This window comes from Nocardia sp. NPDC127526 (assembly GCF_042672265.1).
Taxonomy (GTDB): domain Bacteria; phylum Actinomycetota; class Actinomycetes; order Mycobacteriales; family Mycobacteriaceae; genus Nocardia.
The window spans coordinates 164,004-177,729 of sequence record NZ_JBHXVO010000008.1 but is presented as its reverse complement, the minus strand read 5'-3'; the positions used below and the strand labels follow the sequence as shown (position 1 = coordinate 177,729).

Sequence of the window (13,726 nt, the reverse complement as noted above, 5' to 3'; positions counted from 1 at the left end):
ACCCAGCAGACCGACGAGCCGGTTACTTCGCGGAACATCGGTCAGCGCATCACTTTAGGGCACAAACCACAGAAGGTCGCAGTGAACTATCGCGGATTCTGCGCCCAGGGATCCTCCCACCCCGGCGGCATCGGCAAGTCGAAGGTGGGTACCGGCGGGTAACGGTAGATGGGCGGCACCGGACGGGTCGTGGTGGTCGAACTCGGCGGCGGCGTCGTGGGCGGCGGCGTGGTGACGGTGGTGGTCTCGCTGGTGGTGCTCGGCGGCTCCGTCGTCGGCTCCAGCTGCTCGGCGATCGGCGGGGCGATCGGAGCCGGTTCCTCGGAACTCGTCGGCGGCGGTAGCAGCGGCGGCACCGCACCGGCGGTCCCCGGATCGGAGACTACCTCGCCGCGCGGCGGGCCGGGCTTCTCCTCGTCGGCGCGCAACATCGCCGCCACCCCGAGGCCACCCAGGAGCAAACCGATCACCGCGGTGACCGCGGCGATCACGTAGGGGCCGCGATGGGAGCGCGGCTTGATCTTGACCGCCTCGGATTCGGCGGTGTCGGTCCGCACGGCGGGCTCGGCGGTGGTGGAGATCGAGAGCGCCGCGGAATACGCCTGCGCCACCGGTTCCGGGAACTTCAGCGCCGGCAGCACCTCGGTGACCTCGGCGGCGTTCTCGGTGCTCGCGGTGGGATCGGGCGGGGTGAGACCCGCCGGAGTCGAGAGCACCGCGGCCAGGGCCGCGCGGGCGGCGTTGTAGACGAGCGATTTTCCGGTCTCGCCCTCCGGCTGGGGTAGGTCGCGCTCGCTGACCAGCACCACCGACTTCAGGCCCAGGTAGTCCAGCGCCTCGCGCAGGGCGCGGATATGCGCCTCGGACCATCCGGTCGGATGGGTGGCATAGAACTCGGCCGGGCCGTTGAGGTGATCGGCCGCCAGCTGAATAAGGCAGAAGGCGGCCGTGGCCATCAGATCCTCGGCGCGGTACGCCTCGCCGTCGTCGACCGGGATGCCCGCCGGATCGCCGACCGCCGTCACGAAACCGCTGATGGAATGCGTATGCCCGTCCGGCTGCGGTCCGCCCAGCGCGGCATCGCCGTCATCGGACATGTGCAGGACCGACTCGCGCACGATGTAGTGCACCGGAAGTGTGGAGTCGTCACCGGTGACGACCGCCACGACGCATTCGTCGTCCGCGATCCGCAGGCCCACCCCTGTGGCCATCCTCGTTACCTCACTCGGTGCGTCCGGGTCCTCCCCGCGCCGTGATCATACGAGGAGTGATCCGTGACCCATGGCGCGGAGCATCGACAATAACTCCGATCGGCTGCTCGCACCGATCCGGCGCCGGATCCGGGCCACGTGATGCTCCACGGTTTTCGCGGAGATATAGAGGCGAGCGCCTATCTCACGATAGGTCAAGCCCAGTAGCACCAGTTCGGCGACCTCCCGCTCGCGATCACTGAGCACGGCGTCGACCACCGGTTGCGGCCGCGGGACCGGGGCCTCCGGAGCGCCCGGACGCACCGGAGCCTCCGGCGGCCGCGATTGCGCGCGCACCGTCCGGGCCAGCTTCAGCAGCGCCGTGGCGGTGGCCGCGTCATCGGCCGCCAGCGCCGCCTCGCTGGCCAGCCGGGCCGCATCCCAGCTGGCGCCGAGCGCCGCCAGCCGCTGCACCGCCGCCTCCACGGCCTCCCGCTCCACCTCACCGCGCAGTACCAGCACCCAGGTGCGGCCCGCATCGGCCAGGGCGGCCGCCTGCGGATCGCCCGCCGCGGCCGCGGTCTTGAGCCGATGGGCGTGCGGCAGCAGGTCACCCGGGCTCTCGTGCGCGATGGCGGCCTGAATCGCGTACCAGTGGAAGGCATTCGCCCACGCGGGCGGATCGCCCAGGCGCCGCAGCAGCTCCAGCGCCGCGTCCACCAGCGGCAGCACCCGCGCCTCGTCCCGCAGGCGCACACCCGCCAGCCACAGCTCCCCGATCGGCAGCAGCGCCAGCAGATCCGCGCCCACCTCGTCGAACAGTGGGCACGCGGCCCGCCACGCCACGGTCAGCGCGGTGTGATCGCCGCCTCGCCGCGCCAGCCCCACCAGCGCACCGTGGGCCAGCAGCCGATCCCGCGGCGCCAGCGTGGCCAGGTCCACCCCGCCGAGCGCCTCCGCCGCCGCTTGCTCATTACCGCCGAGCATGGCGACCCACGCCCCCAGCACCCGCTGCTGTGGATCACGCGCCCCATCCCGCAGCGCATCCGCCGCCCGGCGCGGATCACCCATGCTCAGGCACAGCAGCGTCGCGATCGACACGGCCGAGCACGGCAGAAATCGATCCCCGCCATTGTCGGCGGGCGCCACCCCGGAATGCGCGGCGTGAATCAGCGCGGCGGCCGCCGCCACAGCCGCGCCGCGCCCGCCGGGCGCGGGACCCGCGCGCCGTGTGGCGGATGCGAGCGCCCCCGGGATGGAGGTTGTCGGAAGCGAGTCGCCGGCTCCATCGGGAATGGACGCGGGTCGCGGTGCGGAGTCGCTCGTCATGGAAAGAGTTGGCGGCCAATGGGTACCGGGCGTGTCGGGCCTGCGATCAGCGCGCCGCGTGATCGGGGCCGCCGGCACCGACCTGCCGGATCCGCCGGGTGTGGACCGCGATCGAGATCCGATATCGCTTGCCGCGGGAGTCCCTGGCGGCCGGTCGAAACCAGCATCCGCGGGGCCGAGATCATCCTGCGGCTCGGCCGGGAGCGCGCCTGCCGAGCGCCGGGTGGCCGATGCTGCGCCGTGCGGGGTTTCGCTGCTGGTCCGATCCGGAGTCGAACCGTGCGGCAGTTGGCTGGAGTCGGATGTCGAGGGGATGGAATCAGTTGGCCGGACCGGGATTTCGGCGGCCGCCGTGGTGCCGGACAGGGCGTCGGCGATCAAGGCGGCGCGCGCCGTGGCCTCGGTCGGGGGCCAGTGGGAGGAGAACGCCGCGAGGGTGCGGGCGCCCGCGGCGTCACCGGCGAGGGACAGGATGGTCGCGCCGACCGCCCAGTCCGCGCCGATGCGGTGCGGGCCGAGCCAGGTGTAGAGCTGCGCGGCACGGGCGGTCAGGCCGCGGCGGGTCCAGACGCCGGCGCAGATGCGAACGGCGGCAGCCAATTCCGGCGGTGAGACGTCCGCACGGGCCAGGACGGGCTCGGCCAGTCGCAGCGCCGTCTCGCAATCGCCGGCGCGAGCGGCCGCGTCGGCCCAGCGGACCGCGATGGCCTCGCGGTCGGCGCCCGCCGCCGAGGCGGCCGCATAGTGGCGGACGGCCTCGTCTCCGGCCTTCTCGGCTGTCGTGCAGAGGAATTCGGCCAGCTGCGGGTCGCGCACACCGGACTCGGCGAGCAGCAGGGCGGTGTGCTCACGCAAGAGTCCGGCGTCCAGGCGGGCGTGCAGGAGGCGGCGCTGCACGGCGAGGTAGCGGCGGTCGCCGACCAGGGTGCGCAGGGCGGGGACCGCAGGCTCCAGCAGCAGGTCCGCATCGGTGATCAGGGCGCTGCCGCGGGCGCGATCCACCAGCGCCTGTGCCGCGCTGGGCGATACGTCCAGCACCTCGGTGATCTCGCTGGTGTCCAGGCCCGCGCCGATGGCGGCGACCACGAAGGTGTCGAGCAGGTCCGGGTCCGCCTCGTCGAGACGAGTGCGCGCCCAGGCGGCGACGGCGTCGTCCACGGCGGCGACACCGGCGTCCAAGCGGGTCGCGCAGGCGGCGGTGAGCGCCGCCACCACGCCGCCGTGGATCCCGGCCGTCCGGTTGTGGATGTGCTGGGCCAGGCTCGGCGGCACCATCATGCCGAGTTCGCGTGCGAAGGGCGCGATTTCGGCCACGCCGAGCGCCCGCAGATCCAGCACCCGGCCGCGGCGCGCCACCAGATCCGCCAGTTCCCGCAGCCGGGCGTCGTGCGGCCGCGGGCGCATCGCGAGGATCACCGGGCAGCGGGCGGATTCCACTGTGGTGCAGAGGAGTTCGAACGCGGTCCGGTCCAGGGTGTGCACGTCGTCGAGCACCAGCGCCGGCCGCGCCGGAGCGGCCGGACCGCCGGGCGCGGCTGCGTCGGCGGCCTGCGCGCCGGCGCTCTCCGATCCGGCGGACGGGAGCGCATCGCGCGGATTGTCGGTGAGGGTGAGCCCGCGGTGGCGGAGTCTGGTGCGGGCGGCGGCCAGCAGGATGGACTTGCCGGTGCCGGAGCGGCCGCGGATCAGGTAGAGCGGGGGAGCCGGATCATCGGAGTCCAGCTCCCGCAGGATTTCTCGCGCGCACGGCAGCGATTCGAGCGCGATCGGGGAATTGCCTATCACGAAAAACCAACTCTCAGCCGCCGGAACGCGGAAGGATCTGGCCCGGCACCGGGGGAACCGCGCTGCCGAGCTGGTCGACGGCATCGGTGAGGGCCCCGGTGGGGAGCGATGGGATGGACGGCGCATGTTGCACATCGGGCTGCGGTAGCGCGGGTAGCTGAGCGGGGGCGGACGGATCCTGCTGCGGTGACGAGGGACCCGCGGCGACAGGCTGGGTGGACGGGTCGGTGGTGGGCTGACCGGGGGTGGGACCGGTGGCGGCGGCCGGCGCCGAACCCGGGGCGGCGGCGCCCGGCGGCGCGGCCGTGACGACCGGATTGCCGACGGGGGCGGCCGGATCGGAGGACTGCGGGGCCTCCGGATCGCCGATGGCCGCAACCGTGGTCGAAGCGGGTTGCGGGGCAGCGGGTTCCGAGGGTGCGGACTGCGCGCCGGTGCCCATGGCGAGCGTGCCCGTGGCCAGGGCTGCCACCGCGATCGCGGCGGCGCCGATGACGGCCGCGCGCCGCCAGTGCGTGAAGCCGCCCGGGCGGTTCGCCTCGCTCGGCAGCGCCGGGAGTGCCCGGTCCACGGCGGCTTCCTCGTGCGCGTCGCGGACGGCTGGAACCGCCGCGATCGGCCCGGTGCGGTCGTCACCCTGGCCGGACTCGCCGATCCGGGCCGGGGCGTTGCGGGTCTCGACGGGCGGGGCCGACCGGTCTTCGGGGTGGCGGGCGCGAGTGGACGGCAGCGCCGACAGTGCCGCGTGTGGTTCGGTGGGGGTGGTGTCGGCCAGCAGGTCGGCGGCCAATAGAGCGGCGCCGTGGGTGCTGAGGTGGGCCGGATCGGCGGCGGTCGCGACCGGGATGCCGAATTCGGTGGAGAGCAGCTCGGTGACCAGCGGAATGGCGGAGCCGCCGCCGGTGAGCAGGATGCCGTCGAGCTCGCCGCTGGTCAGGCCGGCGCGGCGGATGGCCTCGCGGACCAGGTCGAGGGAGGTGACCAGGCGGGAGCGGTAGAGGTCCTCCACTTCGTCGCGGACCAGGCGGACGTCCATACCGAGGGCGGGCAAACGGACGGGAACCATGGTCGCCGTCTTTTTGGAGAGCGTTTCTTTCGCAATTCTGCAGCGGTCGCGCAGGGCCGACAATTCTTGCTCCAGCAAAGGATCGAACGGGTCGAAATCCTTTTCGCCCACCGCGAATGCGAGGACATGGCGCATGGTCAGCAGATCGAATTCCGCACCCGCCACGGTGGTGGCGCGCACCGGTTCACCGAGCAAACCGGACATACTGCCGGTACGGGCGACGGAAACGGTCAAACCCGTTGCCCCCAGGTCGTACACCACCATGGCGCCGTCGTGGCTGGATTCGTGGACTTCCTGTAGCCATCGCATGGCCGCCGCGGGCTCCGGGACGAGCGCCACGCCGTCGAGTCCGGCGGCGCTGAGGGCGGCCCGCTGCACCTCCACCGTGTGCTGGGGCCACCAGGCCGGATAGCAGGCGACCGTGGCTGCGGCCGGCCCGGTGGCGTCGATGGCGCGGCCGATCGCGCGCGCCACGAGATCCGCTGCGCGAACAGCGGATCCGTCTCTGGTGCGGATGTCCACCGGGTCCCCCACCCGGGAAAGGAAGCTGTCCGGAAGTTCCGGTTCGCCGCCGAGCGCGTTCGGCAGCGGGTGTACGGTGCGCTGTCCCCCCGAAGCCGTCACGGCGACCGTGTTCGACGACCCGACCGTGATGCCGAGCGCCAGACCCTGACTCATTCGAGTTCCCCTGTCACATTTCCAGACACGCGTCGGGTGAATCGCGTGCGGCTCGAAAGCTCTTCAGTCCGATAAGTACGAAAACCGTGGGTAGGCCGGGCGGCCCACCGTTCCTGTCGGTTGCTGGGCGACCGTCGTTACTGTTCACCCCCCAGTTCGGGGAAATTCCCCTAATGGCCGCCAACCCCCCAATCCGGACCAACCGGAAACCTGGGGGTTTCACCCCGTTTCGGCGTAACGCGTCGGCTTCCTAGCGTGAAAGGCAATTCGAGCAGCGCGGGTCAACCGGACCCGCCCATCCAGGAGACGATTAACCATGAGCCCCAACGCAATTCTCGAGTTCATCCTCAACCTGCTGCGGGATCAGGACGCAGCCGCCGCCTACTGCACCGCCCCCGGCGAAGCCCTCGCCGCCGCCGGCCTGGGCGCCGTCACCCCCGAGGACATTGCCGCCGTCGCCCCCATGGTCGCCGAATCCGCGCTGGTAGCCGGCGGTTCGCAGCTGTCCGCCATCATTGCCGCGGGCGCCGGCGCGGCCGCCGAAGCCGGGGCCGCCGCCGGACTGAATGGCGCCGCCGGTCTCAATGGCGCCGCGGGCCTCAACGGTGCGCTCGGCGCGAACGGCGCCACCGGAGTGAACCTCGGCACGGTCGCGGCGGGGACGACCGGAGCCGCCGTGAATATCGGCGCCGGCGCCGAGGTCGGCCTGGGCGCCGACCTCGCCGCGGGCCTCGACCTCGGCCTCGCCACCGGCCTGGGCGGCGTCGTCGGCGCGGCCACCACCATCGGCGCGGACCTGTCGGCGGGCCTCGGCACCGCCGTCTCCGCGGCCGCCGACGCCGCCGCCGGCCTGGAAGCCGGTCTCGGCGCGGCTCTCGGCGCGGGCACCGCCCTCACCGGCGGCCTGGAAACCGGCCTCGGCGGCGCGATCGACGCGGCCGCCCAACTCGGCGCAGGCCTCGAAACCGGCCTGTCCGCCGGAATCGGTGCGGCCGTGAACGCCGGCGCACAAGCGGGCGCAAGCCTCGAGACCGCCTTGAACACCGGCCTCCAGGCAGGAGCCGGCCTCGAAACCGGCCTCGCCGGAACCATCGACGCGGCAACAGGCTTGGGCGCGCAACTCGGCGCGGGCCTCGGCGCCGGTTTGTCCGCAGCTGTCGATGGGGCTGTGAATGCCGGTGGACAGGTCGGCGCAGGTGTCGAAACCGGCCTCGGCGCGGCCCTGGATGCCGGTGCGCAGGTAGGGGCCGGCCTCGAGGCGGCCCTCGACACCGGTATCGAGGTAGGAGCCGCACTCGGTGGAAGCATCAACGCGGCAACAGGTTTGGGTGCGGATCTCGGCGCGGGGTTGTCCACAGCTGTCGATGGGGCTGTGAATGCCGGTGGACAGGTCGGCGCCGGACTGGAAACCGGTCTTGGTGCGGGCCTCGGCGCGGCCGTGGATGCCGGTGCGCAGGTGGGTGCCGGACTGGAAACCGGACTCGATGCGGGTCTCGGTGCGGCCGTGGGTGCTGGTGCGCAGGTAGGTGCGGGCCTCGAGGCGGCCCTCGACACCGGTATCGAGGTAGGAGCCGGACTCGGTGGAAGCATTGACGCGGCAACGGGTTTGGGTGCGGATCTCGGCGCGGGGTTGTCCACAGCTGTCGGTGGGGCTGTGAATGCCGGTGGACAGGTCGGTGCCGGTCTCGAAACCGGTCTCGGTGCGGGCCTTGGTGCGGCTGTGGATGCCAGTGGGCAGGTAGGTGCCGGACTGGAAACGGGGCTGGGCGGAGCGGTCGACGCGGTCGTCGGAGCGGGCGGGCAGCTCGGAAGCGGTTTGGGGGCTGGTCTTTCGGGTGCGGTCGACGCCACCGTCGGCGCTGGCGCGCAGCTCGGCTCGGGGCTTGACGCTGGAATCTCCGGCGGGCTGGATGCGGCCGCGAATGCGGGCGGCGTGCTGGGTACCGGGCTGGACGCCGGTCTGTCCGGCGCCGCAGGGGTGGGCGCTGAGCTCGGAAGTGGGTTGGAAACCGGGCTTTCGGGTGCGGTGGATACCACTGTTGGCGCTGGCGCGCAGCTCGGTTCGGGGCTTGACGCTGGAATCTCCGGTGGGCTCGATGCGGCGGCGAACGTGGGCGGTGCGGTGGGCACGGGACTCGAGGCTGGTTTGAACGGTGCGGCCGGGGTGGGTGCGGAACTCGGAAGTGGTTTGGAGACTGGGATTTCTGGCGGGGTCGACGCGGGGCTGGGATTGGGCTCGCAGGTCGGGGCCGGACTGGAGACCGGTCTTTCGGGTGCTGTGGATACCACCGTGGGCGCTGGCGCGCAGCTCGGTTCGGGGCTCGACGCTGGAATCTCCGGTGGGCTCGATGCGGCGGCGAACGCAGGTGGGGCGGTCGGCACAGGGCTCGAGGCCGGTTTGGGCGGTGCGGCCGGGGTGGGTGCTGAGCTGGGTAGCGGTGTGGAGACCGGGTTGACCGGTGTGGGGAATGCGGTTGCGGGGGTGGAGACTTCGGTGGGGAATGGGGTCGAGGTCGGTGTGGGTGGCGGGGGTGCGGTGGAGGCCGGGGTTTCGGTGGGGGCGAATCCTTGGGCGGGGGTGGATGTTTCGCAGGCGTTCGGGGGCGGGGTGGAGGGCGGCCTGGATGGGGGATTGTTCGCGGATGGCGGGGTGCAGGGCGGGGTGGAGTTCGGTGGTGGGGCGGGCGGGGATGTCGTGGGCGACATGCTGCACTCCTGATGTCCGCTGAACGTAGTTGAAGGATCGGTGAGAATCGCTGTGTCGGGGACTGTGGTCGCGCATCCGCTGCTGTCGATGCTGTCGGAGACCATTGCGGTGGCGCGGGACGCGCAACGCGGGGATCTGGTCGGGCGGCTGGAGACGCTCGCCGGGCGGGTGCGCGATCCGCGGCGGCGGATCGTGGTGGCCGGGCTGGGGAACCAGGGCAAGAGCCAGTTCGTGAACGCGCTGCTCAACCTGGAGATCTGCCCGGTGGGGGATGACACCACCACGACGGTGACGGCGCTGCTGTCCCACGGCGCGCAAGCGCGCGCGGAGCTGGTGCTCGCCGGAAATGAGGGCGGCGAGACCACCCGGGTGCCGGTGCCGGTCGAGGAGATCGGCGCCGGCACCGCCCGGGCCCCGCAGGCCCAGGGGCGGCCGGTGCTGCGGGTGGAGATCGAGATGCCGAACCGGCTGCTGGCCGACGGGATCGTCGTCGCCGACACCCCCGGACTGGGCACGCACGGCAGCGGCGGCGGGGCGGCGGTGCTCGCCCAGGCCCCCGCCGCCGACGCGGTGCTGGTGCTCACCGACGCCTCCACGGAGATCACCGATCCGGAAATGGATTTCCTGCGCCAGGTGCGGGAACTGTGCCCGGCGGTCGCGCTGCTGCTCACCAAGATCGACCTGTATCCGCACTGGCGGCAGGTGTTCGAGGCGAACGAACGGCATCTGCGCACCGCCGGTCTCGAGGTGGCGATGCTGCCGGTGTCGTCCGTGCTGCGCACGCACGCGCTGCGCCTGCAGGACGAGCAGCTCGGCCGCGAATCCGGGTTCGGCCCGGTATTCCAATTCCTGCGCGACCAGGTCGTGGCCCGCGATCAATCCGCCATGCGGCGCACGGTCGCCCTCGATATCGGTTCGGCGGCAGAGCATTTGGCCCTGGCGCTGGGCAGCGAGCTGGTCGCGCTGCGCGATCCGGAACGCGGCGCGGCCGCCATCCGCGAACTGCACTCCGCCAAATCCGCCGCGGAGCAACTACAGCGCCGCACCGCGGCCTGGCAGCAGACCCTCGCCGACGGCATTACCGACCTGGCCGGCGATATCGACCACGACCTGCGCAATCGCCTCCGGAATATCGCCCGCACCGCCGAGGACTGGATCGACGACCACGATCCGGGCCGGCACTGGGACAGCATGGACGAATGGCTGACCACCACCGTCGGCACCGCCGTGGGCGACAATCTGCTGTGGACCAGCACCCGCACCGTCCGCCTCGCCGAAAAGGTGGCGACCCATTTCACCGAACTCGGCACGGTCGATCTCCCCGACGTCCGGGAGAACCTGGAGGACAACGCATCCCGGGCCGGATCCTGCACCCTCGCGGATCTGGAACCGGACCTCGGCTTCACCCACAAGGTGCTGGTGGGCGTCAAGGGCTCCTACGGCGGCGTGGTCATGGTCGGTCTGGTCGGCACGCTCGCGGGCATGGCCCTCATCAATCCGCTGTCCCTGGGCGCGGGAGCCATCCTCGGCGGCAAGGCCTTCCGTGACGACAAACAGGCCCGCCTGGCCAAGCGCCGCAATGACGCCAAGATCGCGGTCCGCCGCTATCTCGACGATGTCGCCTTCCACACCGCCAAGGAGACCAAGGACCGCCTGCACCGCATTCACCGTCTGCTGCGCGACCACTTCACGGCCATCGCCGACCGCACCCTGCGCTCCCTCGACGAATCCCTGCGCGCCGCCCAGCAGGCCGCCACCGTCGAATCCACCCGCCGCACCGAACGCTGCGCCGAACTCGAGCGCCGCCTGCGCGTGGTGGCCGAACTCCGCCGCCAGGCGGACGCCATCCTCACCCCGCCCAAACCCCAGCGGGAATTGAACGGGTAGCCGGGGGGCAGAGGCCCTCCCCGTCATCGGTCCTCCCCGTCATCCCGGCATGCTCTTGGCCGGGATCTCCCACCACGTGGTGGATTCCGGCCAAAACCGCGCCGGAATGACGAGGCAGACATCCGAGCAGCCGCCCCGGGCCGGGCGGGGAGTGATAACGCGGGGCGGGTTTCGGGCGAATGCCTTGCGATGGCTGGAGGTGAGGCGTGCTTCGGAATCGGGAGCCGATGAGGGATGAAGCGGGACCGGGATTCGGGCTGGGACCCGAGACTCGCGGGCTCGTGGCGGCGGCGCGGCGGGCGTTCGCGCAGCAGCCGGGCGTGCGCGCGCAGCTCGAGGAATGCGCGCGCCGGCTGGATCAGCCATTGCGGGTGGCGCTGGCCGGACAGCTCAAGGCGGGTAAGTCGACGCTGTTGAATGCGCTGGTGGGGCAGGACATCGCGCCCACCGACGCGACCGAGTGCACCCGGCTGGTCACCTGGTACCGCAATGGCGCGGCCCCGCGGGTCACCGCGTATTCGATGGACGGCGCCCGCGCCGATGTGGTGGTCCGGCGCGGGCGCGGGGCCGAGGGGCTGCCGGGGGCGCACGGGCTCACCTTCGATCTGTCGGCGCTGCGCTGGAATTCGGCACGGCCCCGCGAGGTGGACCATCTCGCGGTGGAATGGCCCTCTGCCGAATTGGAACAGACCACCATCATCGACACGCCCGGCATCTCCTCCCTCTCGCGCGACGTGTCGGCGCGCACCTCGCGGCTGCTCACCCCGGGCGGAGGTGCGGCGCTACCCAGTGCGGACGCGGTGCTCTACCTGCTGCGCAGGCTCGACGCCGCCGATGTGGACTTCCTCGAGCAGATCGGCGCGGGCGGAAACAGCGGCCACGGCGCATCGCGGAGCATGTCGAATGCCATGGGATCGGCTGCGGTGCACGGGTTTTCCGGCGTCGGAACCTCCGGTCCGCTGGGTGTGATCGGCGTGGTGTCCCGGGCCGACGAGATCGGTGCCGGCCGCATCGACGCGCTGCATTCCGCCCGCGATGTGGCCTCGCGGTTCGCGGGTGAGCTGGAGCGAACCGGCTTGTGCCAGTCCGTGATCCCGGTCGCGGGCCTGCTCGCCTTCGCCGCCGCCACCCTGCGGCAACGCGAATACGCGGCCTTCGAGGAACTCGCCACGCTGCCCGTCGACGAGCTGAGCGCGGCCCTGCTCTCCGCCGATCGCTTCGCGCGCCCCGACCTGCCGCTCCCGGTCCCGCCGGAGTTGCGCGCCCACTTGGCCGCCCGCTTCGGCTTGTTCGGCATCCGCCTGGCCGTCACCCTCATCCGGTTGGGGGTCCGCGATTCCCAGGCGCTGGCCGCCGAGCTCACCGCGCGCTCCGGGCTCGACGAACTCCGCACCATCCTGGACGTCCAATTCGCCCAGCGCGCCGAGGAATTGAAGGCCCACTCCGCCCTGACCGCCCTCGCCCGGATTCTCGCGGCGAATCCGGGCACTCCGGCCGACGCGCTCCTTCCGCGCGTGCGGACCCTGCTCGCCGATGTGCACGGCTTCGCCGAACTCCGCCTGCTCGGTCATCTGCGGGCCGACGAATTGCCGCTGCCCGCAGCGGATCTGGCCGAACTGCATCGGCTCATCGGCGGCGCGGGCGTCGCTCCGCATCTGCGCTTGGGCCTGTCCGCCCACACCGATCTGGCGACCCAGCGCGAGGAAGCCCTTGCCGCCGTGCACAAGTGGCGGTCGCGGGCCCGTCACCCGCTGGCCGATCAGATGATGGCCTCCGCCTGCTCGATCGCCGCCCGCAGCGCGGAGGGCCTGCTCGACATCCTGCACGAGCTGCCGACCACGCCCTTCCCGAGCCTGCGCCCCTACCGCTGAGGCGTTCTCACACGGTCGCGACGCTGCTGCGGGGATCGATCAGGATCTTGGCGTGGTGTTCGGGGGAGGCGAGGGCGGTGTAGGCGGCGTCCACGCCGTCGAGGCCGACGGTTCCGGTGATGAGCGGCGCCGGATCCACCTTGCCGTCGGCGAGCATGTGCAGGGTGTCGCGGAATTCGCCCGGGTCGTAGCCGAAGGCGAAGCGGAGTTCGATCTCCTTGTTGATGGCCAGCGCCGGGCGGAAGGTGTCCGGCTGCATGCAGACGCCGACCACGATCACGCGCGACATCGGCGGCGCGCCCGCGAGGATCTGATCGATGATGCCGGGAACCCCCACGCATTCGAAAATGGCCGGACCGGAAGGACCTTGGTTGAAGGTGTGGGCGGCCCGGAACAGATACCACCAGGGGAGGCCGGGCAGGCCGCGCAGGCGTTCCATGGCATCGAAGCCGAGATTGAGCACATCGGTGGCGCCGCTGATCCGGGACTTCTTGGGCGAAGCGGTCCACGGCGAGTCGGTGACCGGGTCCACGACGATATCGGCCCCGCAGCGGGTGGCCAGCTCGCGCCGGCGGGGCGAGAGGTCGCTGGCGATGACCGTCCGCACTCCGGCGGCCTTCAACATGGCGATGACCGCCAAACCGATAGGGCCGCAACCGATGACGAAGGCGGGCCGGCGCTTGTCGACCCGCGCCTTGCGGATCGCGTGCCAGGCCACGGCCATCGGCTCGGTGAGGGCGGCATGGTCGGCGGGCAGCCCGTTGGGGACGGCGAAGGCCATGGATTCCTGCACCAGGACCTGCTCGGCATAGCCGCCGGAGGCCGCCGCCGACAATCCGGTCAGCTGCGGCTGCCGGCCGTTGCGAATGACGGGCAGCGCCACCACCGGCGTGCCGGAGGTCCAGCGGCGGCGCGTCTTCGGCCCGTAATCGACCACCTCGCCGACGAATTCGTGACCCATGACCACGCTCTGATCCGAGCGCATGAAGTGGTCGTAGCCGGTGGCGGCGGCGAGGTCGGCGAGTTCGTCGCAGTGCCTGCGGGCGTGCAGATCGGATCCGCAGATACCGCAGCGCAGCACGTTGATCAGCACTTGGCCCGGGCCCGGGGTGAGGGCCGGCAGCTCCTCCACCTGGAATTCGCCCTTGGTACACGTGACTGCGCGCATGACTCGCTCCTGTCGAAAGACGGTGACAAGGCTGGATTCTGCCGG

The 13,726-nt window shown here is 71.9% G+C and carries 7 protein-coding genes; 3 read left to right on the top strand and 4 right to left on the bottom strand.

Translation table 11 applies throughout. The features are described from left to right. Positions 1 to 86: 86 nt before the first annotated feature. Genes ACFVIV_RS17005 through ACFVIV_RS16995 form a run of 3 tightly spaced genes read right to left on the bottom strand, consistent with a single transcriptional unit; the run spans position 87 to position 6,048 of the window. Positions 87 to 1,211: a hypothetical protein gene (locus ACFVIV_RS17005; protein ID WP_379197180.1), complete on the bottom strand. Its 1,125-nt coding sequence runs from the start codon at positions 1,209 to 1,211 to the stop codon at positions 87 to 89. Between the two features lie 45 nt (positions 1,212 to 1,256). Further along, entirely contained in the window at positions 1,257 to 4,304 is a 3,048-nt protein-coding gene (locus ACFVIV_RS17000; RefSeq protein WP_379197179.1) for a LuxR C-terminal-related transcriptional regulator, read from the bottom strand. A gap of 13 nt (positions 4,305 to 4,317) precedes the next feature. Then, positions 4,318 to 6,048, bottom strand: coding sequence for an Hsp70 family protein (locus ACFVIV_RS16995; protein WP_379197178.1), 1,731 nt, complete (start codon positions 6,046 to 6,048; stop codon positions 4,318 to 4,320). 316 nt (positions 6,049 to 6,364) lie between these two features. On the opposite strand from ACFVIV_RS16995, the gene ACFVIV_RS16990 reads away from it, so the two are divergent. The 3 genes from ACFVIV_RS16990 (at position 6,365) to ACFVIV_RS16980 (ending at position 12,513) form a co-directional block, all read left to right on the top strand. Then, positions 6,365 to 8,767, top strand: coding sequence for an IniB N-terminal domain-containing protein (locus tag ACFVIV_RS16990; RefSeq protein WP_379197177.1), 2,403 nt, complete (start codon positions 6,365 to 6,367; stop codon positions 8,765 to 8,767). Between the two features lie 75 nt (positions 8,768 to 8,842). Further along, positions 8,843 to 10,642, top strand: a complete 1,800-nt coding sequence (locus ACFVIV_RS16985; RefSeq protein WP_379197443.1) for a dynamin family protein — start codon at positions 8,843 to 8,845, stop codon at positions 10,640 to 10,642. A 227-nt stretch (positions 10,643 to 10,869) separates the two neighbouring features. After that, positions 10,870 to 12,513, top strand: coding sequence for a dynamin family protein (locus ACFVIV_RS16980; protein ID WP_379197176.1), 1,644 nt, complete (start codon positions 10,870 to 10,872; stop codon positions 12,511 to 12,513). 7 nt (positions 12,514 to 12,520) lie between these two features. Here the strand turns inward: ACFVIV_RS16980 and ACFVIV_RS16975 are convergent, their stop codons facing one another. After that, positions 12,521 to 13,681, bottom strand: a complete 1,161-nt coding sequence (locus tag ACFVIV_RS16975; protein ID WP_379197175.1) for a zinc-binding dehydrogenase — start codon at positions 13,679 to 13,681, stop codon at positions 12,521 to 12,523. Positions 13,682 to 13,726: the final 45 nt, after the last annotated feature.

What these genes read in the sequence shown, in the direction of transcription:
- ACFVIV_RS17005 (WP_379197180.1), bottom strand. Translation starts at nt 1,211, where the DNA reads ATGGCCACAGGGGTGGGCCTGCGGATCGCGGACGACGAATGCGTCGTG.
- ACFVIV_RS16995 (WP_379197178.1), bottom strand. Translation starts at nt 6,048, where the DNA reads ATGAGTCAGGGTCTGGCGCTCGGCATCACGGTCGGGTCGTCGAACACG.
- ACFVIV_RS16990 (WP_379197177.1), top strand. Translation starts at nt 6,365, where the DNA reads ATGAGCCCCAACGCAATTCTCGAGTTCATCCTCAACCTGCTGCGGGAT.
- ACFVIV_RS16985 (WP_379197443.1), top strand. Translation starts at nt 8,843, where the DNA reads ATGCTGTCGGAGACCATTGCGGTGGCGCGGGACGCGCAACGCGGGGAT.
- ACFVIV_RS16980 (WP_379197176.1), top strand. Translation starts at nt 10,870, where the DNA reads ATGAGGGATGAAGCGGGACCGGGATTCGGGCTGGGACCCGAGACTCGC.
- ACFVIV_RS16975 (WP_379197175.1), bottom strand. Translation starts at nt 13,681, where the DNA reads ATGCGCGCAGTCACGTGTACCAAGGGCGAATTCCAGGTGGAGGAGCTG.